Origin of the sequence: Streptomyces sp. NPDC060035, from assembly GCF_042736635.1 — a bacterium.
Taxonomy (GTDB): Bacteria; Actinomycetota; Actinomycetes; order Streptomycetales; family Streptomycetaceae; genus Streptomyces.
In genome coordinates this window covers 191,528-217,714 of record NZ_JBHWVO010000009.1, presented here as the reverse complement: position 1 = coordinate 217,714, position 26,187 = coordinate 191,528, and the positions used below count along the sequence as shown (strand labels likewise).

Sequence of the window (26,187 nt, the reverse complement as noted above, 5' to 3'; positions counted from 1 at the left end):
TGCCTCATCCCCCGGACAACACTGGTGCGCCGGATGTCAGCGCCGGTCCCCAGCACATCACATAACGCATGCACTCCGTCACCGTTCGTCGCGAATTGACGTGAACGGAACGCAATCTTCCGGATGTTGGAGGCGTGGGGGACGCAAGGGGCACAGGGTGTACGGGAATCCAGGGCGTACGGGGCCGTCCCACCACCCGGATCTCCGGCCGCCCCTCACACCAGCCGTACGGGCTTGTCGGTGCGGACGCCCACCCCGGAGAGCCAGGAACGCAGGGGCTCCGCATCGCCGTCCTCGACGAGGCTGAGGACGGGAGCACCCAGGTCCGACCTGCGTCCGCCGTCGACCAGCAGCGCCGGTCCGTCGAGCCAGTCGAGGCCGGGCGCCGCCCCCGCCGTGTCCACGGCGGCGCAGCAGACCATCGCCACGACATGATCGGCCAGCAGCTCGGTGCCCGTACGCGGCGGCTGGAGCGGGAAGAGCGGCAGGGGCACGGGGCCCCAGAGGTCGAGGGGGTCCTGATCCGCTCCGGGCTGCGCACCGTCCGCCGGGCCGCCGCCCCGGGCCGGCGCCGCCGCCCCGTCGCGGGCCACGGCGGCACTTATCCCGGCGGCGAGCTCCTCGGCATTTCCGCCAGGTGCTGCCAGATGGTCGATGACACGGGCCAGGGTGGGCACCGCGGTGCCGGCCGGCTCGGCGGCCGAGGCACGGTGCACCCCCACGGACACGCTCGTGGACACGCCCAAGGAGTCGAGCACACGGTGGAGCCGGGCCGCCTCGGTACGCCACTTCCGGTCGACGACCTCTTCCGGATACTGCTGCCAGTCGACCGGGGACCAGTCGGGGCCACTCTCTGCGGGGCCACCGTGGAAGAGCCGCGCGGCCAGCAGGGAAGCGGCTTCGTCGGCCACGCCCGGCTCCTCCAGGAGATCGCACGCAGGGCGCTCCCCGAGCCGGGAGGTGAAGCCCTCCGCCAGCCGGTCGCGCCGGGAGAGCTCGGTGAGCGCGGAGACGACACCGGCGTCGAGCCGGGAGGGCCAGCGGCCCATCCGCCAGGCGGGCAGAGCGACCCGGGTCAGCAGGCGGTCCCAGCCCGCGTAGGCGAGGCCGACCTGCTCCTGGGCGACGATCCGCAGTCCGTAGTCCACCCCCTGGGCGCGCACCGACGCGGCGACGGCGACGCAGCGCTCCATCTCGGCCGCATGACCGCGACAACCGCGCAACAGCATCCTGGCGATCCAGCCGACGAAGACGGCCGGCACCCTGCTCACGACCGCCTGGCCGGGTGCGGAGGCGTCGGCAACCGCGGCGTCCAGTCCGCGTACGAAACGGCGGGCAGCGGCTATGTCGGGGTGCGCGGACGGTCCGGTCCCCGCGACGACCGGCGCAAGCACCGCCCGCAGCTCGGCGACCCGCATCCACCACAGGAAGGGCGAACCGATCACCAGCACGGGCGCGGCAGGCACCCGCCGGCCGCGCCGGTCGGCCGACAGCCCCTTGGCCAGATCCGTCGCCCTCGGCTGGGCGGCGGGGTGCGTACGGTCCTCCAGCCAGCTGTCGCAGTCCGGCGTCAGCGCTATCGCGGAGGGCGCCGGGACGTCGAGCCGGTCGGCCAGGTCGCGGACCAGCCGGTAGAGATCGGGAGCCGCCTCCTCGGCGAGAGGAACCGTCGGGCTGACCGCGGGCCGCGCCCGCGCCACCGCGGCGGCAACCGCGACGGCGAGCAGCAGCACGACGACGGCGCAGGCCGTCACCCCCCAGCGCACCGTGTCCCACGCACCGCCGCTGATGCGGCCCTGGGCGCCCGCGACGAGCAGCACGACTGCCGCGGCCGCAGGCAGGATGGCCACGGCCACGGCTCTGCTGCGGATCCGCAGCAGAGCCAGGGCACGGGCACGCGCTGAGTGCGCACCCAGCTCCTCAACCGAACCGGTACCGGACACAGCCTTGCGTCACCCCCTCTGCCCCCGCGACGGTGTTGGTCACTCCCCCACTGTGGCACCCACCACTGACATCGCAATGCCGGTGGGCCAAGTGCCGGAACGCTTGCGCCGCACCCTAGTTGGGGCCCCGGCGGGCGTCATCCGGATGGCCCAGTCGTCACCCGATGGAATGGCTTTGGGCAAAGCTGCTGACGCGCCGGTGCACATGGGTCCGCTGTTACCGGTGGCGCGCTGCCGGACCGGTTTCGGCGCTCTGCCGGACCCGTCGAGCGCTCTTCGTGCCGGCGCCCGGCGCTCCGCAGGCGTGGCCGGACATGTCCGTGCCCGGCCACTCCGGGAAGTGGCCGGGCACGGACGGCGGCACGGAAGCACGTGGGACATGGGGAGCACGTGGAGACGGAGACTCCCGAAGCCGAAGGGCCTCAGGCCTCCTCGGCAGCCTTGCGGGCGATGTCCGTGCGGTGCTGGGAGCCGTCGAGCCGGATCCGGCCGAGGGCCGTGTAGGCGCGCTCACGGGCCAGCGAGAGGTCCGAGCCGGTCGCCGTGACGGAGAGCACGCGCCCCCCGGCGCTGACGACCGCGTCGCCGTCCTGCCGGGTACCGGCGTGCAGGACGAACGCGTGCGGTGCATCCTTCGCCGCCACATCCGCGAGACCCTCGATCGGGTCACCCGTGCGGGGTGTGCCCGGATAGTTGTGCGAGGCGATGACCACGGTGACGGCCGCGTCGTCGCGCCAGTTCAGCGGGGGTACGAGGTCCAGGGTGCCGTTCGCCGAACCGAGCAGGACACCTGCGAGCGGCGTCTTCAGCCGGGCCAGGACCACCTGGGTCTCCGGGTCCCCGAAGCGGGCGTTGAACTCGATGACCCGTACCCCGCGGGAGGTGATCGCGAGGCCCGCGTACAGCAGCCCGGAGAAGGGCGTACCGCGGCGGCGGAGCTCGTCGACGGTCGGCTGGAGGACGGTCTCCATGACCTCGTCGACCAGCTTCGGGTCGGCCCACGGAAGCGGGGAGTACGCGCCCATGCCACCGGTGTTCGGGCCCTCGTCGCCGTCCAGGGCGCGCTTGAAGTCCTGGGCGGGCTGCAGCGGCACAACCGTGGTGCCGTCGGTGATCGCGAAGAGGCTCACCTCGGGACCGTCGAGGAACTCCTCGATGACCACACGGTCGCAGGCGAGCGCGTGGGCGCGGGCCGCTTCGACGTCGTCGGTGACGACGACGCCCTTGCCGGCCGCGAGACCGTCGTCCTTGACGACGTACGGGGCTCCGAAGGCGTCGAGGGCCTCGTCGATCTCGGCAGACGTCGTGCAGACGTAGCTGAGGGCGGTCGGGACGTTGGCGCCGGCCATGACGTCCTTGGCGAACGCCTTGGAACCCTCCAGTCGGGCCGCCTCGCGCGAGGGGCCGAAGCAGGGGATGCCGGCCGCGCGCACTGCGTCGGCGACCCCGGCGACAAGCGGTGCCTCCGGGCCGACGACCACCAGCTCGGCGCCCAGCTCGGTGGCGAGGCGCGCGACGGCTTCGCCGTCGAGTGCGTCGACCGGGTGCAGTTCGGCCACCTCTGCGATTCCGGCGTTGCCGGGGGCGCAGTACAGAGCGGTGACATCGGGGTCGAGGGAGAGAGAGCGGCACAGGGCGTGTTCGCGGGCGCCGCCGCCGATGACGAGGACCTTCACGGGTGCAGCCTAACCGCCGGGGGCCGGACGCCATGACGGGCGCCGCTCCGTGGACACGGTCCGCGGCGCGGGCCCCTACTCGTTGGTGAACTCCTCGACGACCGTCGCTCCCAGCTCGCGGACGATCAGATCGTGCCCGGAGAGCGCGGAGTCGACCAGATCCGGATCGTCGGCCTCCGGGGTGTCGTCCTCGGGGGCGACCGAACGCGGCGGCTCGGGAGCGGCCCTGGAGTACGCCTGCTCGGGAGCTGGCCCTGAGTACGCCTGCTCGGACTGCCCGGACTGCTGAGACGGGGACGAGGGCTGCTGGGCGGGCGGCGGAGGCTGCTGGGCCGGGGCCGGCTCGTACGACTGCGTCTGCGGGGCGGCCGGGGGCTGGTAGGGAGCAGCCGGGGGGCGGCCACCGCCGCCACCGGTCTGCGGGGGCATGCCTCCGCCACCTCCGCCACCCGACGGGTCGACGACCGCCTCGACCCGCCACTGGGCGTTGAACCGCTCGGCAAGAGCCTGCTTCAGCACCTCTTCGCTGCCGCTGCTCGCGAAGTTGTCCCGGGCACCCGCGCTGAGGAAGCCGATCTGCAGCGTGGTGCCGTCGAAGCCGGTGACCTGGGCGTTCTGGCTGAGCAGGATCCAGGTGAACCGGCGGCGGTTCTTCACGGCCTCCAGGATGTCCGGCCACATGTTCCGTACCTGGCCTGCACCCTGCACCATGTCCTGCCCACCCGCCGCCGGCGCGGCGGAGGCAGCGGGGACGGGGGCGGCGGCGGAGGCCGGGGGGGCTGCCTGTGGAGGCGGTGTCTGACCGGGCGCGGACGCGGTCGGCCAGCCCCCGGGACGACGCGCCGCCTCCGCTCCGGCACCACCAGCTGTTCCCGCTCCTGCGGCGGCGGGCCAGGCCCCAGGCCGCTGACCGGCGGCCGGCGCTTCTGCGGGGGGTGCTTCCGCGGGGGCCTGCTGGACCTGCGGCGCGGCAGGCGAAGCCTCCGGGACGACGGGGGCGGCGACGGGGGCGGCTGCAGGGCCGCCGTCGGGCGCCTCGCCACGTACCGCCGCACGAGCTGGGGCGGGGCCGCCGGGCAGTCCGCCACCGGCCGGCGCATGCGCCTCCGGCCCGGGTACGTACCCCACGGCGGGGCCCGCGCCGGCCGTAGCAAAGGACACGCCGCGCTCCAACCGGTCCAGCCGGGCCTGGAGCGAGCGCTCGTCGTCGAAGGCTGCGGGCAGCAGCACCCGGGCGCAGATCAGCTCCACCTGAAGCCGCGGCGAGGTCGCCCCGCGCATTTCCGTGAGCCCCTCGTTGACCAGATCGGCGGCGCGGCTCAGCTCTGCGGCACCGAAGACGGACGCCTGGGCCTGCATCCGCTCGACCACGTCGGCAGGCGCGTCGATGAGCCCCTTGTCGCCCGCGTCCGGCACGGCGGCCAGGATCACCAGGTCGCGCAGCCGCTCCAGCAGATCGGCGACGAAGCGCCGCGGGTCGTTGCCGCCCTCGATCACCCGGTCCACGACCTCGAAGGCCGCCGCCCCGTCGCCCGCGGCGAAAGCGTCGACGACGGAGTCCAGCAGGGACCCGTCCGTGTAGCCGAGCAGCGAGGTCGCCATGGCGTATGTCACACCGTCATCGCCCGCGCCGGCCAGCAACTGGTCCATGACGGACATCGAGTCACGCACGGATCCCGCACCCGCACGCACGACGAGGGGCAGCACACCGTCCTCGACGAAGCTGTTCTCCTTGCCGCACACCTCGGCGAGATAGCCGCGCAGCGTCCCGGGCGGAACCAGCCGGAACGGGTAGTGGTGGGTACGCGACCGGATGGTGCCGATGACCTTCTCGGGCTCAGTGGTCGCAAAGATGAACTTGAGATGCTCCGGAGGCTCCTCGACCACCTTCAGCAGGGCGTTGAACCCTGCCGGGGTGACCATGTGCGCCTCGTCGATGATGTAGATCTTGTACCGGCTCGACGCGGGCCCGAAGAACGCCTTTTCTCGCAGGTCACGGGCGTCGTCCACGCCACCGTGGGAGGCGGCGTCGATCTCGATCACATCGATCGAACCCGGTCCGTTGCGCGCCAGGTCCTGGCAGGACTGGCACTCCCCGCACGGCGTCGGCGTCGGCCCCTGCTCGCAGTTCAGACAGCGGGCAAGGATGCGCGCACTCGTCGTCTTTCCACAGCCGCGCGGCCCGCTGAACAGGTACGCGTGATTGACCCGGTTGTTCCGCAGGGCCTGCTGCAGCGGGTCAGTGACATGCTCCTGACCGATGACCTCGGCGAAGGACTCGGGGCGATAGCGGCGGTACAGCGCAAGGGACGACACACATACGAGGTTATCGGGGCGGACTGACAACCGGCCCCGCTCCGGGCGCACGACCGGCGGGACACCACACCCCCGGACACGCAAGGGCCCCCCACGCACCCGCCAGAGCCAACCTACCCTTGCTGCCTTCCGGCCCTGGGGGAGTTCAGTCAGATAGCGCCACGTGAGGGGCTGACGCCCACCTTAACCGATCCCCGCCCCCCGAAGTCCACCCACCCGGCTCCCCAGGTCCGCTCCGGGAGCACTCGGAACGATCTCCGGGGGAACGTGTTCGCGAGCACTCCCCAACGTCTTGTATTGTTTGCGGCGGAGGATTCGCCTAGTGGCCTAGGGCGCACGCTTGGAAAGCGTGTTGGGGGCAACCCCTCACGAGTTCGAATCTCGTATCCTCCGCCATTGCTCTCACCGGGCAATACGTCGAAGGGCCCCATCGTTCGCGATGGGGCCCTTCGGCGTTGCCCGTCTCAGTTTCCGTCTCACTTCGGTTCTGCGGAGCTCGCTAGCTGCTCGGGCTCGACCACCCCGCTCCCCTGCTCCGAGTCGCCCCAGAGCGCGTCACCGACCTGCTCCGCGACGTTCTTCAGCATCGGACCGGTCACGTGCACGTACCGAGCGCGCATCCGAGCCGAACCGCCCGGCTCCCATCCCATGATGGCGTCCACGACCACATCGGGGCCCCCGAGCAGGAGCAGCACCGTCCCGGCGGTGTGCCGAGCGTCATGCAGCCGCCCGTCCCGTACACCGGCGTCCCCGAGTAGCTGCTTCCACCGGTGGTAGTTGGTGTGGGGATGAGCGGCCCACCGGTCGGCTGCGCGAAGACGTAGCCCTTCTCCTCCCACAGGTCTCCTGATCAGCGGCACCGGGAGCCCGATCGTCCGGCGGCGGCACGAGACTTGGTCTTCTTGAACTCCCGCCCGGTCTGCTTTCGCTTCGGGCAGCAACCGGGCTTCCGCTCGCATGTCTCGCCACACCCGTGAGCGCTGTTCCGGAGCTTCGACGCTTCCAGGAGGAGAATCTCCTCCGTCGTGTACGGCTCGATCTCCTCCTCATCGAGGCTCGGCGCCTTGGCGATCTCGGCGACGTTCTTCGTGATGCGCCCCCGACGTACCGCCTCGCTCAGTGCGACCCGGATCGTCCGGTGCGCGTGATGCGCAATACCGGCAGCTCTGCCGTTCTTCTCCACGCGCTCGTAGAAGTCTTCGTGGTGTTCCGGCTCCAGACGCTCCAGCTTGTGGGCACCGAGTCCGGGGCACGAGGTAGACCCTGATGTCCACCTCGTATCCGTCGAAGCTTTCCTCACGGAGTACTTCCTCGGGATCCTCTCTTGCCGCACTGCAGCGGGGCTGGCCTCGCTGCTCAGGCGGTACAGAGCCCTGAAGCGGTAGATGCCTCGCGTCCTGAGGCGTTCCCCGACGGTGCCAGAACGAGAGGGGAACAGGGGCAGCCGTCGTCATGGCAGCGCCTCTCCGCCGCACCGTAGGCTTCAGCGTCATCCTGCGGCGGGAAGGCGCCTTGGCAAGCTCGTAGGCGCCACGCTCAAAGCCGCCCTCTTGGAGTTGAGAGGGGTGCGGTCTTTACAGCCGGACGAAGACGACTTCCGTGTCCACCGGGGTTGCGAGGGTGAACCCAAGGGGTTCACCTGGCAGGACTATGCGACCTCATCGTGCGGACACAACCAGCTCGAAGCCCCCTCGCCCTGGTCTGGGACAACCCGCGTTCCCGCCTCATGCCGCAGGCGAAGGAGTTCATCGCCGCGAACGAGAGCTGGCTGACCGTCTTCCAATTCCCCGCCTGCGCACCCGACCTCACCCCGCGAGAGGGCATCTGGTCCCTGGTTCCGTCGGCACTGTGAGCCGTCGGTTCCGAAGGGCTGGTGTTCGGCCTTTCTGCCCCGGCACGGACCGGATCAGTCGACGCTCCGTAGGTGGGAAAATGCCGGGCCTGCACGGTGGCCCGGGTAGCATTCCATGCCATTGCGGTATGGACTGGAGTTCTGGCTGTTTGCTCGCCAATCGGATTGGATCACCGTACAAAGAGCTCCTCACCACAACCCCACAAGGAAAGCGAGCCCAGATGGAAAGTCAGCCGATTCTATTGTTTGACGGAGACTGCGGTTTTTGTGGCAGAACAATCGAGATGGCTAGACGTGTAATCCAACCGCGCGTCCAATTCGCCCCCTGGCAGTATGCCGACCTCGCCGCCCTGGGTGTCACCGAAGATAGAGCCGACCGCGAGGTCCTTTGGATCAGCCCGATCGGCGGCAAAGTGTACGGCGGACCGCGCGCCCTGTCCGCCATGCTGATGTCTGGACGAAAGCGCTGGAGGTGGCTCGGGATTGTTCTCAGGATGCCGCCCGTCAACTGGATGGCAGGTGGCGTCTACCGGGTTGTCGCAATGAACCGCCATCGCCTTCCGGGCGGCACAATCACCTGCTCCCTCCCGGCCCGTATGCGTCACGAGCCGGACAGACACATTTGATCGGCTGGCGAGCCCATCAAAGAGATGCGCCCTGTCAGGGGTCGCTGGTGGTCGTAGCGATCCCTGACACCAAACCCGGCCAGGAGGCTGGGCTTCAGTACTCCAGCTGCAGACCGTGATCTTCAAGTTGAGGATGCGGCTGTCGCCGGTAACGACTGGTCTGTGATCGTGCCTGATGGCGACGTCGCCAGTGGGACCAGCCGAGTCGGCTGGCCAGGCCGTGGAGAGGCTGGTCCGCGAGGATCGCCCCCACCCCGGAGCACAGTTGCGGTTCACCGACGCCGACGGGCTGAGGCTCACCGCGTTCGCCACCAGCACCATCGACCTTCCGATCGCCGCACTCGAACTGCGACACCGCCAACGCGCACGCGTCGAGGACCGCATCCGAAACGCCCGCGCCACCGGCCTGCGCAACCTGCCCCTGCACGAGACGGCGCAGAACCAGATCTGGCTGGAGATCGTGCAGATCGCTCTCGACCTGCTGGCCTGGATGCCCATGCTCGCCTTGTCCGGCGAAACCCGCAGGTGGGAACCTCGCCGACTGAGGCTTCGCCTCTTCTCCGCCGCCGCCCAGCTCGTCACGACCGCCCGCCGCCGGCACCTGAGATTCACCCGACACTGGCCCTGGACCGACGTGATCACCCACGCCCTGGCACGACTCGAAGCACTCCCCGCCCCCGGCTGACCAGCCAATCTCCGCCCCGGCGAACAGCACCACCCCGACCGGATCCGTGGAACCCGGCGCCCACCCGACGCGACAGCCGGACCGTCGGTCTGCCCACCACCGGGCCGAACAACCGAAACGGCCCGCCATAGAAACCGACGGGCCGTCACGAAAGATCGAGGCTGGAGATCATTTTCTCCTGATACTCGACACCTCATCAGTCACGAAGGGCAGTTTCTGACCCTCTTGTTTCTCATTGGGCCCTTACGTGGGTGCCGCTTCGGCGTGCGAGCGGGCTTGTTGGGATGAGACAGGAGCAAAGATGGTGAGCACGAAATTTCATCGCTTACTGCTGCCCCACGCGCCAAACATGCATCTTGCGCACCAGGCTCCACAGTTCGGCAGCGACCATCACAGGATGAAACCTGCTAAGGAGAAAAGCGACCTTTTAGTGAGCGCTTCCGTTCATCGCGGGGCCATGAGGAGCGACGGGCTCGGCCTGCGGGTTTGTTTCGCCGGCCGGACCGGGCTGGGACGGTACTGCGGCGGGCACTGTCCCTGGCGGGGCTCCCGCTCCCGTGGCACTGGTGCGCTTGACGGCGCGCCACCCCACCCGTCCCACGGCGCGGTAGAAGCGGTCCGGCAGGAACACGGCATCAGCGACGATCATCGCGCCACTGAAGAGCGGCAGTCCCATGAGCACCGCGATATTCACGTGCATGCCCAGCAGCAAGACTAGGACCGGGTATTTGAGCCTGCCGAACAGGACGAACGGAAAGGCAACCTGAACCAGCACCGTCAGATAGCCGACGACGGCAAGCAGCACCTGATGACCGTCGATCATCTGCGACAACTCAGGCCATGGCCGGAACAGGTCGATGTTCAGGATGTAGTGGAGGGCAGTGCCGTCGCCCCACTTGAGGCCCTGCACCTTGTACAGGCCTGCGCATCCGTAGAGGAAACAGACCTGGGCTGCGATGACGAACATGCCGCAGTTGTGCAGCACGGTGATCACGGTGGTGCGGGCGTTGCCGAGTTGGTGTCGGAGACCGCCGCCGTGCGGGCCTGCCATCTTGCCCACTGAAGCCTGGAGCCGGGTCCTGCGCGCGTCAAGGGACCAGCGTCGGCCGCACGCGGTGAAGATGAGGTAGACGGCCATGAGGACCATGAGATTGTCCCCGCCGTCCGCCATGAAGATCGCCTTGGCGTGGAACGACACCACCACGACCGCGAACAGCACGGACACCGCCCGAGTCCGCCAGCCCAGCACGAACAGCGCACACGTGACGAGAGCCACGGTGTAGCACGCCTCGAAGTACACCCGACTGTCGGACAGGGTGAGGACGCTGGCCCACCCACTCTGATCGAACATCTGTCTGGCTAGCTCGGGTGTCCACGGTGAACCGGGGCCCCACATCTCGTCGCGGTGTGGGTACTCGCGAAGCAGGAAGACGAGATAGAGCAGCCCGTACCCAATGCGCAGCATCGCCGCCGCGTAGAGGGAGACCGGCCGCTCGGTCAGGAGGACGAGGAACGCATGGATCCGGTCGAAGACGCGCTGCGGCACACGTACACCCGCCCGCTCGGTGGTGTTTCGGGACGCTGAGGGCGCCACGACCGACGCCTGCTCAGTCCGTTCCACGCGAGGCCACCTTCCACCAGGGCAGATACCGAGTTTGGCCCCGCTCCGGTGCCGCTGCGGCACGGAATCCGCCCGCTTCGCGTGGCGCCGCGATAGGCAGCGTGATCACCCGTAGCTGGATGGAGTCGAAGGTGCCGCCACGTTGGGCGGCGACGCGGTCCGCTGCGATGTTGCGCAGATACTTCTGAATCATCAAAGCCCGCTCCGTGCGCGGCTGGTCGTCGCTGCCGTGCGTTTTGAGGTAAGAATTCCAAGCTTGGCGCAGGATGTTCTGTGCTGTATGGCTCGGGAAGACGTTGTGCTTGACGGCGGAATCGTCTATGGCACTCAGACTGACCCAGTCGCTCACCTGTGTGGTGCCGTCAGGTGCTGTCTGCCTGGCCCTCGCCGAGATCTGCCGGTTGACCGACTGCGGATTCGGGGCGAAGAGCCGCCAGTTTTGCTCGAAGACGGGCCGGACCCACGCGTTGGTCTGTTGGCTGTACGCCTTCGAGATGGCGTTCGGGGGCGCCACGTACAGAAACACCAGAAGCACATGGACCAGGGTCGCTGCCAGACACAAGGCCACCGCGGCTCCCGTCACCGCGGTCAGCAGGCGCGGTGGCCCTGAAATGCCACGAGCCCCGCGTGACCCTCCGCCCCCGGCCTTCGCGGCCGGCTCAAGCCCGGTCCGTTGCGATTCCTTCATCTTCGTCGACTCAGCGCCGCCCAGCACGGCCCCACCCAGTCCTTCCCATCCCGACTGCTCGCACCTGCTTCTCCTGCTTCCGCGGGTGACGCGCGACGGCATCGACGACGATCCACCGCGCGCCACCCGTATTACTCGCGTGTCGGAGCGCACCCACCCATGCGCGCGCTCCGACTAAGGGACCTACGCGCGACTCACTGCTCCCAGCGAACCGCGAGGGAGGAATTCACTCTTAGGCAAAGTGGGGCAGCTTGGACTGCCACTTGTCGTTGCCCGGCAGCTCCCACTCGTCGTGGTGGCCGTCCTTCCCCTGCTTGCCGTGGTGGCCGTCCTTCCCCTGCTTGTCGTGGTGGCCGTTCCCCGGCTTGCCCGGCTTCCCCGGCTTGCCGTGGCAGTCGCAGTCTCCGTGTCCGCCCGTGGCATCGCCCGTCGCAGCATCGCCCGTCGCAGCATCGCCCGTCGCAGCATCGCCCGTCGCAGCATCGCCCGTCGCAGCATCGCCCGTCGCAGCATCGCCCGTCGCAGCGTCACCCGTCGTGGTGGTGTCGTCGTCACATGTCGGCCTGGTAATCACGTTGTCGTCCAGTGTCACGGCCCCGTTGCGGGCCAACGCTCGGCCCTGGATGGTCGCCCCATTGGTGACACTGATCGAAGTGAGCGCCATGAGGGTACCCACGAAGTTGGAGTCGGTTCCGAGGGTCGCTGATTCATCGGTCACCCAGAACACGTTGCACGCCTGGGCGAGGTTCTGAAGGACCACGCTGCTGGCGGATGCCGTCGTCAGGCCGGCAGGAACCTTGAACACCCACACGGCATCGGGATTGTTTTGTCCGTCCAGGGTCCAGGTCCCGTTGAGCAGGAGCCCGGACGTGACGGCGTAAGTGCCGGGACCTAGCGTAGGACTCACTGGCGCCGCGGAAAGGTTGAATTCCGTAGGCTGTCCGAAGGCGTTGTCATACGCAGTGGCCAGGTCGGCTTTCGCCTGCATCGCCACACCGTCCGCCACGTGGATTGTCCCGCCCGTCACCGTCCCGGGCGGGAATCCCGTAACGGCCGACCCAGGATGTACTCCGAGGTCTCCCGTGACTACGGAGGGGCCCTCGTTGGTGACCGTCGAACCGGCCAGCACCGCGAAGCTTTCTGCAGTACCCAGGGGTACAGCTGTTGCCGCAAGTGCCCGAATAGGCGTCACTGCCACAACGGCAACGGCGACCAGCAGGGTGAGTACCCCCGCGATCCAGGCGGTCATCGTGCGCCGATGCGGCGCATCGGGCATGTTCAGTGTCATCGAGAATCCAACTCCAGTGGGGGGTGGTGACGTCCGGCGTTCCGCGTAAAACGGAATCGCCTCTCCTGTCGGCGGGATATTACACAGATAACCCTTCATAGCTACGATTCACCGGCCGATGTCGCGGAATCCATCCATGTGCATCACGAAAATGTATGACGACCGTTGAGCCGACTGGCTGTCCCTCATCCGTGCGGCGATCCATCGGCGACGCAGTCCACTGACAGTCAATGGAAAAAAGGAGGAGCCGTAGCGCGCACCAGTAATGTTCCTCATCCGGATCGCGCCTAGCACGGAATTGGACGAGTAAGAAGCGAATATCCCCTGGATGGCGCAAGTCGAGAAGCGTCCGCCGAGCCGGGGCCGGATTCCGCTAATCACACATCCCTATCGCCGGGCCCGTTAGCGGGTACTGCGGTTTGCCAAGGTGCCGGGCGAGTGGCGGCCTATCCAGAACACCTTTGGAGGCGTGATTCCATGAGGAACGTGGGCCATGTGTGGGCCAGAGAGGAGATTGGCTACTGCGAGCGGCGCCTCTCTGCCCAGGTCGGAGCGCCACAGAGGCTTGAGACGCTGCGCTCTTGAAAACCGCCTCGTGCCCGTTCGCGCCTGCGGCGCGTCTCGACGGACGCGGGTCGCTCCCCCTGTGCAGCTCCGGATTGGCCTTCGGCCGGCCGCACACGTTCTCTCGATGCGCTGATCAGGGTGAACCGCTGCGGCTGGGACCGTCCGCTGCACGGCTCGGTGGCGCATACGCCAGGGCGCGCCATGCAAGGAGTATCTCCATGAGTTTGACGCCTCTGCAGCACCCTCTGTCAAGCACCCTGAAGGGGCCATGGACAGCGGTTGTGGTCATCGTGCTTGTCGTCTGGCGCGTACCGCCCGAGCTGGTTGTGACGGTGCTGCCGTTGCTGGCTGGGGTGGCAGCCCTGCTGTTGGGTCACGCCTCTGGCCGGGCGTTCAGTGGCGCGCGAGGTGCAACAACCTGAGCGGTGTGTCATTGAAGTGGTAGAGCTAGGAAGGACGGCCCGCAGCGGGCGCTGTCTGGGGAACCTTGTTCTCGAGCGGCACCCGCTGATCACGGGGATGCGCCATCCTTGAACCCGGCGCAGGACCGGCTCCGGCCCCGCTGCGGCGTTCCCTGGGCTGACGAGGTGCACCCCACATGAAGTCCCGATCAACGCTGGCGACCTGGCTAGGCAGCCTCGACAGCTCTCGACTGGCACGCGTGCTCGTGACACGGAAGGACATCGTGTCCCCTCCGGAGCCGCGCTCGATGGGGGAGTTGGCGGACCGTCTTCAGCGCCCGGGATCGGTGGCGCTGGCCCTGCCGCTGCTCGCGCTCCCCTACTTGCAGGCGGCCGAGGCGCTGGCGGCGCTCGGGGCACCCGCGTCCCGCGATGCCCTGGCGAAGCTGCTGGGAGCCACGGACGGCGTAGCCACTCGCGAGGTGAACGCTGCGCTGGAGGTGCTGGCCGATCATGCTCTGGTCTGGCCGGATGGCGCGGGGAAGCTCCACATGGCCGCTCCGCTGCAGCAGGCATGGGGCATGCCCCTGGGGCTCGACTCTCCGCTGGAAGAGCTGCTGGCGGGCATGACCTCCGACGAACTGCGCGGCATGCTTGCGGCACTGGGCATCAAGCCGCCCACCACCAAGCCGCAGCGACTGGCCTTCCTGATGGAACACCACAGCGATCCGGAGCTGATCACCGCAGTAGTCGCGAAGGCCCCTGCTGCTGCCCGGAAGCTACTCGAACGCCGAGCGGAGGCTGCGCCGGGCCAGCCGCAGTTGCCCGTGTTCGGCACTACTGGCCTGGGCCTCGAACCGGGTGCGCGATGGGCGCTGGACCGGGGTTTCCTGGTCCAGGACCGTCGCCGCTACGGCCCAGCCCGTATGCCTGCCGAGGTGACGCTCGCATTGCGCGGGCCCGGATGGCACGCCCCGTTCGAGCCCGTCCCGCCATTCGCGCGACTGGTGTCCGTCACCCCGGCGGAGGTGGATCGAGAAGCCTCAGCTGCGGCCACGACCTTCGCGGCCCGTGCCGTCTCGGTTCTTTCAGCCTGCTCGGCGACTGCGCCAACCCGGCTGAAGTCCGGCGGGATCGGGGCGCGTGAACTGGCCCGGATCGGAAAGGCCGCCCAGGCCGACGACGCGGTCGTACGCCTGACCCTGGAGACCTCGTACGCTGCCGGGCTGCTGGGCCGGGATGGCGATCGTGTAGCACCCACCGAGGCATACGACGCCTGGGCGGAACAGGAACCTTCGGAGCAGTTCGCTGTACTGCTCCAGGCATGGCGCAACCTGCCGCGCACCCCCACCCAGGCACGCGACGAGGACAACAAGGCGCTCCCCTCCCTTGCGGGAGCACCTCCTTGCAACGGCTGCGTGCAGGCCCGCCACGGGCTGCTGGCCGCAGCCGGACAGCTCCCGGCGGGGCAAGGCGTGACGGTCGCCTCGGATCTGGGACCCCTGATCGGCTGGCACCGCCCACTCGCCGATTGGTCGCCCCAGGACGGTGCACCATTCACCGCCGTGCTCCATGAGGCCGAACTCCTCGGCGTACTCTCTCGTGGCGTCCTGTCCCCCCTCGGCACCCAGCTGCTGACCGACGACACACAAGAGCTGAGCCCCATCTGCCGACGGCTGCTGCCTCCGGCCAGCGGAACAGCACGGATCGGCGCCGACCTCACCGCCGTCGTCACCGGGACACCGTCTGTGCGAATCGCAGCGCTCCTGGACTGCGTCGCCGACCGGGAAACCAGCGGCACGGCGTCGGTGTGGCGGTTCAGCGCCAGCAGCATCCGCCGGGCCCTGGACGCCGGCCGCGTCCCCGACGGCATCACCGCCGACCTGTCAGCTGCCGTCACCGGACCCCTGCCGCAGCCGCTGTCGTACCTGATCGCCGACACCGCGCGCAGCCACGGCCGTGTGCGCATCGCCCCTGCCGCCTGCGTCATCCACGGCGACGAGCCCGCGCTCCTGGCCGAGCTCGCCGCCCACCGCAAGCTCGCCAAGCTCGGACTACGACAGCTGGCGCCGACGGTGCTGGTCGGCCGCAGCCCGATCGACACGACTCTCGCCGCGCTCCGAGCCGAGGGATATGCCCCTGTCGCCGAGACGGTCGAGGGCACGGTACGCATCGACAGAACGCGGCCTCGGCGGGCCACCACTCCCGTTCCGGCCCCGCGCGGCACCGGCGGAAAGGACAGCCGCCGGATGGCCCTCGCAGCGAAGGCACCGGCCGCCGTCGACCCGAACACTTTGGCGACCCGACTACTGGCCGCCCCGCCGGGTCCCCCCGAACCCATGCCGTTCGACGGAGGACCCTTCGGCACGGACACCGAGGAGATCGTCGCAGGGTGGGCGAAACGACTGCCCTACAGCGATGTCCGCCAGCTCGCCCACGCCATCGACACCGGCCAGGCCATCACCGTCGAGTACGTCGCCACTGCGGGCAACCGGACCGTGCGCACCCTCAGCCGCCTCGCACTCGACCCGCCCTACGTCGAAGCCTGGTGCCACCTGCGGGACGCTGAACGCATCTTCACCCTCTCCCGCATTTACAGTGTCATGCTCGAACAAGAAGGAAGATGGTAGCGATGACGATAGTATCCCTTTCGATACTGTCGATCACAGGAGTATCCCATGCGTCGTTTCATCGGGCGAGACCGGGAACTGAACCTGCTCCGCAACACCTTCCAAGCGGTTCACGATGCCGCCGGGTCGGCGAAACCAGGCCAATGCATCCTCATGCGGGGTAGGCGCCGGGTCGGTAAGTCCAGCCTCGTCGAGGAGTTCCTCCAGCGCACCGAGACGCCCTACCTCTTCTTCACTGCGGCGGGTGGCACAGCAGAGGACGAACTGACAGAGCTGCTCGACGCCGTCGCAAGATCTACCCTGCCGGGGCGCGAACTGTTCTCGGAGGAGACCCCGGCGCAGTGGAATGCCGCGTTCAGGCTGCTTGCGGAGATCCTGCCGGACGACAGCCCGAGCGTGGTCGTCATCGATGAGGTTCCGTATCTCATGGACCGCATCGACGCATTCGAGGGCATGCTGCAGCGGGCATGGGACCGCCTGCTCAGCCGCAAGCCCGTACTCCTCCTCCTGGTCGGATCCGACCTGTCGATGATGGAGGCGCTGAACAGCTACGACCGCCCCTTCCATCAGCGGGGCCGGGAAATGGTCGTTGGGCCACTGAACCCGGCCGACATCGGCGAGATGCTCGACCTGTCGCCGGCCGCCGCCTTCGACGCAGCCCTGATCACGGGCGGTCTCCCGCTGATCTGTGCGGAGTGGCGGCCCGGAGCGAATGTCTGGGAGTTCCTCCACGACTCACTGGACAACCCGATCTCGGCACTGCTGGTCTCCGCCGAGCGCTCACTGGCCGCGGAGTTTCCGCCGCAGGCAATGAGCAGGGAAGTCCTGCGGGCCATCGGATCCGGAGAACGCACTTTCACCAACATCGCGCGCGCCGCCGGCGGCATCGCCCACACCACGCTCACCCGGGCCACGGACGTCCTGACCGAGAAGCGGGTCGTGGCAGCCGAACTGCCCCTCTCCCTGCGACCGTCGAAGGAACGCCGCTACCGAGTGGCCGACCCCTACCTGCGGTTCTGGCTCGCATTTCTGGATCCGCACATGGCGGAGATCGAGCGGATGCGAGGAGATCTCACTCTGAGCCGGATCAAGGAGCAGTGGACGAGCTGGCGGGGCCGCGCGATCGAGCCCCTGGTCCGGGAATCCCTCGCCCGACTCCTGCCGGACGGGCTTCTGCCCGCCACCCCGGCGATCGGCGGGTACTGGACCCGAAGCAACGATGTCGAGATCGACTTGGTGGGCGCCGACCGGCAACCGGTGGCACAGCAGTTGCTCTTCCTCGGCTCGGTCAAGTGGCTGGAGAACTCCACATTCAACAACCACGACCTGGCCGCGCTGCAGAAGCACCGGGCGGCCATCACCGACGAGCCGCTACCGCTCGTGGCGGTCTCCCGCAACGGGACCAGTTGTTCCGGGCTCCGGGCGGCGTACGGCCCCGAGGAACTGCTCAGCGCCTGGCGCCTGGCGTGAACAGGCACGAAGCCTGAGCGGTAGGCATCGCGGAGATTGCCGACGACGGTCCTGAACCAATCGATCAGCCGACGCCGTCGACTCCTGGCCGCAACCGGGAGCTGCGCCCTCGGAGGAACCCTGCTGACGACTGAGCCTCCTCCGCGCTCTGCCCCACGCACCTCGACGACTCCTGGGCCGTCAAGCCATGCCGAAGTGACGGGAGACTTCTTCGATCGTGAATCGGGCGCGGAGCTTGCAGGCGGAGTTCTGATTGGCGAAGAAGCCGGGTCGCCACAACGCCCTCTCGCGCGGCACAGCCTGCTCCCAGTCGACCGGGACGACCCACTCGCGACGATCCTCCCCGCCCTCTTCGTCCGCTGCACCACCGTGCGGTCGGTAGGAGCCTTTGAGCCCGAGGTCAGCCATCCGCCGGCTCTCGCCGGCAACGGTGAGAACGGCATCCTCGAAGGGCTGCGGCTCGCCTGACACCGTGCCCACGCCTACGTACCCCGCCTTGGGAATGTGGGTGAACACCCGCGCCCCCGGCGGTAGGGAACGGAGAGTGCGCGAGAACCAGTCCCCGCCACCGGCCGACACAAAGCCATGGTTCCGCGCGTCCTCCCAGCTCCGGCCGCCTGGCTCGTCACCGAAGGAGACATACCAGTCCGTGCCGTTCCACGGCTCCTGTTTCCCCCGCCCCTTCGTTCCCGATGGCGGCACCACATCCTCGGCTTCGTCCAGAAGCCAGGTGCGCGCCAGATAGGAGCGCCCATCGTCCTCGAAATAGCGGAAGAACATCACGTTGACGGGGACCCCGTAACCGGATGCCAGGTAGGTGACGATCCGCTCGGTTGCGGCGTCGATCTCGCCCGCGACGACGGTGAGGGTGTGGGTACTGTTCAGCACCTCCGGAGCGCTACCGCCGAAACGCAACGCGAACGCCTCGTCCAGTTCCGTCACCAGACCCTGGCCTCGGGCGTACGTCGCGTAGATCTCCCGCACTTGCTCGTTTCTCAGTTCCTGGACCCATGAGCCGTAGTCGAGGAGCTGCGCCACGACCTCCCGGGGAGTGCGGTCCCGCTTGAGCTCCAGGACATGCAGGCAGCCCTCGGCGTCCATGCCGAGCAAGTCGACGAACTTGCCGTGGTCCGTCTGCACCTGTCGGCCGATCAGCAGGATCGGCCTACCCAGGATTTCAGGATCGGCCTCTATGAGCTTTTCCAACCTCGACTCCAGAGGCATCGGCCGCGTAACCACTCGCACCGGCTTGTCGTCCACCCGCCACAGCCCGAACTCCAGAGGCACCCGGTGCTCCCCACTCGATCCGACAAACGGCATACCTGGACCAGTCAAGCATTCCCTCGAAGACAAGGAGGCCCTGATTGTCAGTACGAAAGGGGAAGGCAGCGGCAAGCGGACAGGACCGTCGGTGCAGTTCTGGTTGCATCCACCCACGTACAGCACCGTTCGGAACCGGGCCATACGTCGACGCCCGAAGTCTCCTTGGGGCTCTTCGGGGCGACTCGGCGGCGACCGCCCGAACCGGTACCGGCTCGACCGGCTTCATCAGGTCGACCAGCACCGGGCCGGGGAGAACGGGCGGGGCATCGGCCGGTGCGACCTCGGCAGGGGGTGGACTCGCGCAGGTCAGGGGTAGACCGATGCACGTTCGTCTCTGCGTTCCTTGATCGGCAATGGCCGTCGGTGTTCCTCGACCACCATCCGCACGACCCGAGACGCGTCACCCTGGTTTCGAGTCTCGCGCTGCCCCCGCCCCGATCAGGGACAGCGAGCCGATCAGTGCCGCTGCCATCACGACGGCGGTGCGTTTGTGGATGCGCAAGTGAACAAACCTCCTCGAACCGGGCGGCCGTTTTCGACCTCCCGGTAAAGGAGCGCTGAGCGGTGGACATGTGTCACTGGGAGGTCGCCGATGCTCCCGGTGTGACATCCGAGCCGGGCCGGGAAGGGGGCCACGGGGAACAGCAGTAGCCGGCAGTGGACACAGACCGCGTCCGTCCATGTCGTCCCGCCGCCGGTCGGAGCCCGACCCGCCCCACCTCGCCCCTGAAGCGGGTGTCGGCCTGCCTGGCTCGCCTCCAAGAGCGTTGCCCACAACTGGGCGTGGGCCATGTGTGGGGCCCCCGAGGCGTCATCGGAGGTCAGTCGCGGCGGATGTGCAGATCAGAGGATGGGACGTTCGCGGATGCAGGCGGTCTTGAAAGCCGTTCCTGTGGCGCCGGCGACCTCGCCCCTTGCCGTGTGCCCAGACTGATGTGTCCCCGTAGTACTGGTCAGCGGTGCATCACGGTGCTGTAGACGTACAGGGCGATCACACCGGCGACACAGGCGAGGATCACCCATGAACCGAAACTGGTGTGTTTCCCACTGGCTTTGGGCCGTGCGGCCTTCCCGGACCGATGGGACCGCCGCGACGCTGCCCGTCCCGGAGCGACCGGCGCCACATCGGCCGCCGCCTCGGCGAGCAGGCGCCGGCAGGTCGCGGCGAGCAAGCCTGTACCGGCGGAGAGGGGCACCACGGCCTCCGAACGCGCCGGAGCGGTGGTGCCGCCGTCCAGGATGCGCCCCGCGCGTACGAGGACCTCGTCCCGGCCGCCCGCCGGAGCGAGGCTGATCCAGCGCCGTACATGCTCACCCCGGATGACCACACCGCCGGACCGCTCCCGGTACACAGTGTGTTCCCGCCACAATATTTCCGCCAACTCCACGGCGGTGCTGCTCAGTTGTGCGCCCACAGCCCCTCCCCCTCCGCCTCGCGGCGAATCGAACAAGCATCGCACTCTAGTGGCAGGCGCAGAGCGGGGGGCCAGCAGCCCCCACCGAGACGGCCCCCTGCGCCGGCCAGGACCGCGCAGGTCCCGGCCCCACCCGGATCGCGACCGTACCGGGCCCGACCAGAACCATCCGGGAGCGCACATGCACCATGTCTCGACGTGAACCAGCTGCGGGTCCACGGCTGTCGGCCGAACGTGCCGGCAGTCTCATTCACCGCCGTTCGCGGCCGTTCAGTCGAAGGGCCCCATCGTTCGCGATGGGGCCCTTCGACGTTGTCCATCTCAGCCCACGGCCTGCCCTTCCGCTGCCGCCGTGACGGGTTCTTCCGGTGCCGATGGCAGGCCACGGAGTCGGCTCACGGGGGACAGGGCGAGCGCGATCAGCACGGCGGCGGATCCGATCGCCGCCACCGTCAACGCGTCCTGGGCGCCGATCCGGCCGGAGAGCAGGCCCGCGGACAGGCCGCCGAGTGCGCCGCCGCCGAACAGCAGGGTGCGGAAGACCGCCGTCATCCGGCCCATCATCGACTGCGGGGTACTGGCCTGACGCAGGCTGACGATGACGACGCCGGCGACGCCGAGCCCGAGGTAGGTGGTGAAGAAGGAGAGGACGAACATCCCCACCATCACCGGCCGGGGGCCGGCGGCCAGGGCGATGAGCGTCGGGCCGATGAGAAGGGCCGACTGGGCGACCAGGTAGACGAGACCGAGCCGGAAGCGCCGGATGACCTTCCGGGAGATCGCCGCGCCGATCAGTCCGCCCACGGAGGCAGTGGCGAAGATGCCGCCGAGGGTCGTCGAGTCCAGGTGCAGGTCGCGCGTTCCGTGCAGCAGGAACATGGTCCATACGGTGACCATGGAGAAGTTGCAGCAGAACCCGATGACCGCAAGGGACCGCAGGACCGGGTTCTTCAGCACCCAGTGCAGGCCGTCCCGGAGTTCGGTGGGCCAGTGCCGTCGTACGGCCGGAGGCTCGGGACGGGGCTCGGGGGTGCGGATGAGCAGCAGCGAGACCAGGGACACCAGATAGGAGAACGCGTCGGCGATCAGCGCCACGGGCGCGGTCAGTGCGCCGACCAGGACACCTGCGAGCCCGGGCCCTGCCACATCGGCCGCCGATGAGCTCACCCCCATCTTGGCGCCGGCTTCGACATAGTGCTCGGGGTCGCGTACGAGAGTGGGTACGTACGACATCCAGCTCACGTCGAACAGCACCGAGGCGACGCCGACGACGCAGGCGATCACCAGCAGCGAGACCATGCTGAGCGCGTCCGTCCAGTACAGGACGGGTACGAGCGCCAGCAGGATCATCCGGACGAGGTTGGCACCGAGCATGATCCGACGCCGCCGGGCCCGGTCCACCCACACCCCGAAGACCAGGGCGAGACCGAGGTACGGGACGAGTTGCAGGAAGCGCAGGACACCGACCTGTTCGTCGGTGGCGTTGAAGGCGGTGATCGCGGTCAGCGGCAGGGCGAGGTTCGTGACCTGGGTGCCGAGGAGCGAGAGCGTCTCCCCGAGCCAGAACCTGAGGAAGTCGCCGTTGTGCCAGAGGCTTTCCTCGGACGGTTCCACGGTGCGTGTCGGCGCGGCGGTCATCGCCGTCCCTGGCCGGCGAGGTCCGCGACCACGTCGGCGACGTGGTCGACCTCCTCCTCGGTGTTGTAGTAGTGCGGCGACAGACGCAGGCACCATTCGACGCCCTTGTTCCCGAAGTCGAACTGCGCGAACTCGCGGTAGCTGAGTGCCGAGTTGATGCCGCGGGCGTCCAGGGCCGCCTTGAACGGCTCCGGCTGCCGGCCCTCCACGCCGAAGGTGACGAGCGCGGCAAGACGCGGGCCGCGGTCGAGCAGGCGCACCCCGGGTATGGGTTCGAGCCGGTCGCGCAACCGGGCCGCGAGCGCCGGTGTGCGCCGCTCGATGGCCTCGATGCCGATCTTGCGCGCGTAGCGCGTCGCGGCGGCGCTGCCGAGGACCGTGGCGTAGGGGAACTCCCACTCCTCGAACCGGGCCGCAGTCCCTACGGGCTCGTAGCCGCCCGGCTCGGTCCAGCGGGCACCGTGCATGTCGATGAACAGCGGCTCGTAGCCCGCACGCAGGACGCGGTCGGAGACGTACAGGAATCCGGAGCCGCGCGGGCCGCGGAGGAATTTGCGGCAGGTGGCGGTGAGGAGGTCGCAGCCGATCTCTTCCACGTCGATGACGAACTGGCCCACCGACTGGCAGGCGTCGACCAGGTAGAGCAGGTCCAACTCCCGGCAGTGGCGGCCGATTTCGGCGACCGGCGAGACCAGACCCGAGTTGGTGGGGACATGGGTGGCGGACACCAGGCGCGGGCGGTGGGTACGCATCAGCGCGGCCATCGCCTCCACGTCGACCCCGCCCTCGGGCGTGTCCGGCGCGTGGACGATGCGTACGCCGAATCGCTTGCGCAAGGACAGGAAGGCAATCTGGTTGGAGACGAAGTCGTCGCGGGTGGTGAGGATGACGTCGTCGGCCTCGAACGGGATCGACGACAGGGCGTTGGCATAGGCGTGGGTGGCGCTGCCCGCGAAGGCGATGTTGTCGGGCGTGGTGTTGATGAGGGTCGCGATCTCCGTGTAGAACTCGCGGACTTCGGCGGCTCGGGCGGCCGACGCCTCGTAACCACCGATCCGCGCCTCGAGATGCAGATGGCCGACCATCGCGTCGAGGACCGGGGCTGCCAGCAGGCCACAGCCCGCGTTGTTGAAGTGGATGACCTGTCGGCACCCCGGGGTGTCGGCCCGTAGAGCGGCGACGTCCAGCTGAAGTGCTTCCCGACCGGAACCAGAAGCGCTACTGTTGTCTCTCATGAATGACGGTAGCACTTCTGGTGAGTTGGCCGACAGCCTTCGTACGCTGCTCTCCCGGCTTTCGCCCGGCGACCGGCTGCCGAGCAGCCGGGAGCTGATCAAGGAGTACCGGGTCGGCCCCGCGACCGTGGCGCGGGCCATCGCCGCGCTGGCCGCCGAGGGCGCGGTGGTGACCCGCCCGGGCAGCGGGACGTACGTGGCGCAGCGCACCCGGCTCCACGACGAAGCCTCTGCCACTGCCGCCGACATGGCCTGGCAGACGGTCGCCCTCACCGACCGCGCCGTCGACACCCACGTGATCACCGACCCGCTCGGACCGCCACCGGCCGGAACGATCACCATGGACGGCGGCTATGTGCACCGCTCGCTCCAGCCCACCCGGGCCCTGAGCGCGGCGCTGGCGCGGGCGGCACGCCGTCCGGACGCATGGGACCGCGCCCCGGCCGGCGGCCTGATGGCGCTGCGCACCGTGTTCGGCCGCATCATCGGCGGCAGTGTGGCACCGGAGGACGTGCTCGTCACCGCGGGCGGGCAGAGCGCGCTGTCGATCGCGTTCCGGGCCATCGCCGGGCCCGGCAGCCCGGTCCTGGTGGAGTCACCCACCTATCCCCGGGCTCTGGCCGCGGCCCGCGCCGCGGGGCTGCGGCCGGTGCCCGTGCCGCTCGACGCCGACGGGGTGCGGCCCGACCTGCTGGCCGACGCGTTCGCGATGACCGGCGCACGGCTGCTGTACTGCCAGCCGACCTACCAGAATCCGACCGGCACCGTGCTGGCCCCCGAACGACGCCGCCAGGTCCTCGATGTGGCGCGCGCTTCGGGCGCGTTCGTGATCGAGGACGATTTCGCGCGGCACCTGGGACACGGCGGCCCGGTGCCGCGGCCGCTGGTGGCCGACGACCGCGACGGCACGGTCGTGCACGTCACCTCACTCACCAAGCCCGCGGCACCGAGCCTGCGGATCGGGGCGCTGGTGGCCCGCGGTCCGGTGATGGAGCGCATGCGGGCGGTGCGCCTGGTCGACGACTTCTTCGTCACCCGCCCGCTCCAGGAGGCCGCGCTGGAGGTGCTCAGCTCCCCGTCCTGGGACCGGCACGTCCGGTCTCTCGGCGCGGCGCTCAGGGAACGGTGCGCCGTGCTGGCCACCGCGGTCGCCCAGGAGATCCCCGGCGCGACCTCGGCCGGGCTGCCAACGGGCGGACTGCACCTGTGGGTTCGCCTGCCGTCCGGCGTGGACGACGCCGCACTGACGAGCGCCGCCCGGCAACGCGGCGTCGCCGTGAGCGCGGGCAGCCGCTACTTCGCCACCGAGCCACCGGCGGCTCACCTGCGGATCGGGTTCGCCGCCACAGCCGACCTCGCCGAGCTGACCGAGGGGGTACGTCGGCTGGGAGCCGCGCTTGCGGATCTCGGCGTCAGGCAGGAGTGAGCCCGTGCAGTGCTGGGGCTGGCCATGTCCATGAGAACCGTCAACCCTGCAGAGCCGGCCCGACGGCCCGATGAGTCACGTCAGCAGTGGCAGTGGACCCGGACGAGGATCGCATCGCCGGGAAGGCCCGCGAGGTACGCCTCGCTGCCCGGCCATACGGCGGGCAGCGGAGGGTCGTGCAGGCACAGCTCAGGCTCGCAGAAGGCGTGGACGGCCTCCATGCCGTGCTCGTACACCTCCAGCCACCAGCCATCCAGAGTGAGTACATCCGTCTTCGCCGGTTCGGTCCACGTGTGATCTCGGATGTACGCGGCACGGGTTCCCTCGTAGCCGATGACGGGGTGCTCCGAAGGATCGCTGTCGCCCAGGAAACCCAGGTAGCCCAGGTCGAGGCTGAAGGGGTGGTCGAGGTACGCCCCGATCAGCGGCTGGGCCCGGTAGGCGAAGAACATCGCGTCTGCCCACCGGTCACCGGGGAATGCGGCGGGATCGTTTCGCCAGCGGTCCACGAAGTCCGCGAGGGGAACGGCCGCAGGGTGTACCGCGGACAGGCTGTGCCACAGATCCCACGAGGCGGCGGCAGCACGCTCGGAAGCAAGCTGCGGCTGGGAGAAATCGAGCAGTGCGCGCGGTCCTCCGGCGCAGACGCCCGGGGCACTGGGGCGGGGTGTGCCGTCGTATGCAGGGTCGTCATGGACGAGCCGGGGATCGTCTGCGTGTCCGGGGGCGACGGCGAAACCCCTGCCGTTGCTGCCGCCGCGGATGCGGCGGGAGTCCCACATGCCACGCTTGACAGGGTTGTCTCCCGAGTCGGAGTCGAAGGGCGCGAGGGCCTTCGCGAGCGCCCCTTCCACATCGTCCGCGGCCTCGGCCGGCAGACAGACCGTCACCGTTACGCCGGCCATCACCCCTCCTTGCCGTGTCGGCGAACAGCATGATCGCACGCGTTCTGATCGCGACACGGGCCAGGTCGACGGCTGCAAGCCGGCTGGGTACAGGGCCGGCGTCGCGGGCTCGCGAGGTACAACGTTCCCTACGTCATCAAGGCGGCTCGCTCCCGCTCGCCGCGCGCTCTCCGGCTCACCGCCGGGGGCGACGCTCCGTCTGCGCCCCGCTCCGCCGGTCGCGCGGCCAGTGCCTCTCCCGGCCCTCCGGGAGGGGCTCATTCGATGATGGCGTCACGTCACCACTCCCACCACCAGGGGACGGTGGAGCGCATTCGGGCGAGCTGGGCCGAGGGCAGGAGGCGGCCGGCCAGGAGCGCGCTGAAGAATGTGACGGGGCGGGGCCTTGCCCGGTCGAGGGCCGGACGGCCTGTACGCCGCGGCCGGCGGCCTGGCGATTACGGCCGTCCTCGTCGGGTCCGGTGACTGCACAAGCTGCGGTC

Annotated in this window: 16 protein-coding genes, 1 tRNA gene, 1 other RNA gene and 3 pseudogenes; 7 read left to right on the top strand and 14 right to left on the bottom strand. The window is 69.1% G+C overall.

All coding sequences use genetic code 11. From position 1 onward, the window contains the following. Positions 1-215: 215 nt before the first annotated feature. The 4 genes from ACFWBQ_RS17150 to ffs all read right to left on the bottom strand — a co-directional run bounded on the left by ACFWBQ_RS17150 (position 216) and on the right by ffs (position 6,111). Positions 216-1,943, bottom strand: a complete 1,728-nt coding sequence (locus tag ACFWBQ_RS17150; protein ID WP_385489025.1) for a hypothetical protein — start codon at positions 1,941-1,943, stop codon at positions 216-218. Positions 1,944-2,365: 422 nt separating this feature from the next. After that, positions 2,366-3,619 (bottom strand): phosphoribosylamine--glycine ligase, encoded by a 1,254-nt coding sequence (purD, locus tag ACFWBQ_RS17145; RefSeq protein WP_385489023.1) that lies wholly within the window; start codon positions 3,617-3,619, stop codon positions 2,366-2,368. Positions 3,620-3,694: 75 nt separating this feature from the next. Continuing rightward, positions 3,695-5,935 carry a DNA polymerase III subunit gamma and tau gene (locus ACFWBQ_RS17140; RefSeq protein WP_385489020.1) on the bottom strand — a complete coding sequence of 747 codons (2,241 nt, stop codon included), beginning with the start codon at positions 5,933-5,935 and terminating at the stop codon, positions 3,695-3,697. Between the two features lie 79 nt (positions 5,936-6,014). Then, an RNA gene (gene ffs / locus ACFWBQ_RS17135) (signal recognition particle sRNA small type) lies at positions 6,015-6,111 on the bottom strand. A 132-nt stretch (positions 6,112-6,243) separates the two neighbouring features. Here ffs and ACFWBQ_RS17130 point away from each other — a divergent pair. Next, positions 6,244-6,331: transfer RNA gene (locus tag ACFWBQ_RS17130), tRNA-Ser, on the top strand. Positions 6,332-6,411: 80 nt separating this feature from the next. Here the strand turns inward: ACFWBQ_RS17130 and ACFWBQ_RS17125 are convergent. Then, positions 6,412-7,233 (bottom strand): annotated as a pseudogene (locus ACFWBQ_RS17125) (tyrosine-type recombinase/integrase); the annotation flags it as partial. A gap of 365 nt (positions 7,234-7,598) precedes the next feature. On the opposite strand from ACFWBQ_RS17125, the gene ACFWBQ_RS17120 reads away from it, so the two are divergent. The 3 genes and pseudogenes from ACFWBQ_RS17120 to ACFWBQ_RS17110 form a co-directional block, all read left to right on the top strand. Next, positions 7,599-7,787, top strand: coding sequence for a hypothetical protein (locus ACFWBQ_RS17120; protein WP_385489017.1), 189 nt, complete (start codon positions 7,599-7,601; stop codon positions 7,785-7,787). 80 nt (positions 7,788-7,867) lie between these two features. Then, positions 7,868-8,413: a thiol-disulfide oxidoreductase DCC family protein gene (locus ACFWBQ_RS17115; protein WP_385489014.1), complete on the top strand. Its 546-nt coding sequence runs from the start codon at positions 7,868-7,870 to the stop codon at positions 8,411-8,413. 229 nt (positions 8,414-8,642) lie between these two features. Beyond that, positions 8,643-9,098, top strand: a pseudogene (locus ACFWBQ_RS17110) (transposase); the annotation flags it as partial. Between the two features lie 427 nt (positions 9,099-9,525). On the opposite strand, the gene ACFWBQ_RS17105 reads toward ACFWBQ_RS17110, so the two are convergent. The 4 genes and pseudogenes from ACFWBQ_RS17105 to ACFWBQ_RS17090 all read right to left on the bottom strand — a co-directional run. Continuing rightward, complete coding sequence (locus ACFWBQ_RS17105) at positions 9,526-10,563, bottom strand: HTTM domain-containing protein (RefSeq protein WP_385489185.1); 1,038 nt, start codon at positions 10,561-10,563, stop codon at positions 9,526-9,528. A gap of 142 nt (positions 10,564-10,705) precedes the next feature. Then, positions 10,706-11,434 carry a DUF5819 family protein gene (locus tag ACFWBQ_RS17100; protein WP_385489012.1) on the bottom strand — a complete coding sequence of 243 codons (729 nt, stop codon included), beginning with the start codon at positions 11,432-11,434 and terminating at the stop codon, positions 10,706-10,708. A gap of 156 nt (positions 11,435-11,590) precedes the next feature. Continuing rightward, a complete protein-coding gene (locus tag ACFWBQ_RS17095; RefSeq protein WP_385489182.1) occupies positions 11,591-11,905 on the bottom strand; it encodes a hypothetical protein in 315 nt (104 codons plus the stop codon). A gap of 79 nt (positions 11,906-11,984) precedes the next feature. After that, positions 11,985-12,656, bottom strand: a pseudogene (locus tag ACFWBQ_RS17090) (ice-binding family protein); the annotation flags it as partial. 1,204 nt (positions 12,657-13,860) lie between these two features. Between ACFWBQ_RS17090 and ACFWBQ_RS17085 the strand changes: the two are divergent. Together ACFWBQ_RS17085 and ACFWBQ_RS17080 are read left to right on the top strand one after the other, a co-directional pair. Next, on the top strand, positions 13,861-16,293 hold the full coding sequence (locus ACFWBQ_RS17085; RefSeq protein ID WP_385489009.1) for a helicase C-terminal domain-containing protein: 2,433 nt from the start codon (positions 13,861-13,863) through the stop codon (positions 16,291-16,293). Between the two features lie 48 nt (positions 16,294-16,341). Then, positions 16,342-17,763 carry an ATP-binding protein gene (locus ACFWBQ_RS17080; RefSeq protein WP_385489007.1) on the top strand — a complete coding sequence of 474 codons (1,422 nt, stop codon included), beginning with the start codon at positions 16,342-16,344 and terminating at the stop codon, positions 17,761-17,763. Between the two features lie 180 nt (positions 17,764-17,943). On the opposite strand, the gene ACFWBQ_RS17075 is transcribed toward ACFWBQ_RS17080, so the two are convergent. The 4 genes from ACFWBQ_RS17075 to ACFWBQ_RS17060 all read right to left on the bottom strand — a co-directional run bounded on the left by ACFWBQ_RS17075 (position 17,944) and on the right by ACFWBQ_RS17060 (position 23,374). Then, positions 17,944-19,023: an endonuclease NucS domain-containing protein gene (locus ACFWBQ_RS17075; RefSeq protein ID WP_385489005.1), complete on the bottom strand. Its 1,080-nt coding sequence runs from the start codon at positions 19,021-19,023 to the stop codon at positions 17,944-17,946. Between the two features lie 1,016 nt (positions 19,024-20,039). Next, complete coding sequence (locus ACFWBQ_RS17070; protein ID WP_385489002.1) at positions 20,040-20,501, bottom strand: hypothetical protein; 462 nt, start codon at positions 20,499-20,501, stop codon at positions 20,040-20,042. A 321-nt stretch (positions 20,502-20,822) separates the two neighbouring features. Then, positions 20,823-22,139, bottom strand: coding sequence for an MFS transporter (locus ACFWBQ_RS17065; RefSeq protein WP_385489000.1), 1,317 nt, complete (start codon positions 22,137-22,139; stop codon positions 20,823-20,825). Continuing rightward, positions 22,136-23,374 (bottom strand): aminotransferase class V-fold PLP-dependent enzyme, encoded by a 1,239-nt coding sequence (locus ACFWBQ_RS17060; RefSeq protein WP_385488997.1) that lies wholly within the window; start codon positions 23,372-23,374, stop codon positions 22,136-22,138. Before ACFWBQ_RS17060 ends, ACFWBQ_RS17065 begins: the two co-directional genes overlap by 4 nt. Between ACFWBQ_RS17060 and ACFWBQ_RS17055 the strand changes: the two genes are divergently transcribed. Further along, on the top strand, positions 23,373-24,800 hold the full coding sequence (locus ACFWBQ_RS17055) for a PLP-dependent aminotransferase family protein (RefSeq protein WP_385488994.1): 1,428 nt from the start codon (positions 23,373-23,375) through the stop codon (positions 24,798-24,800). The two genes, ACFWBQ_RS17060 and ACFWBQ_RS17055, sit on opposite strands and share 2 nt — an antisense overlap. A gap of 80 nt (positions 24,801-24,880) precedes the next feature. On the opposite strand, the gene ACFWBQ_RS17050 is transcribed toward ACFWBQ_RS17055, so the two are convergent. Beyond that, positions 24,881-25,705, bottom strand: a complete 825-nt coding sequence (locus ACFWBQ_RS17050) for a hypothetical protein (RefSeq protein WP_385488991.1) — start codon at positions 25,703-25,705, stop codon at positions 24,881-24,883. Positions 25,706-26,187 lie beyond the last annotated feature (482 nt).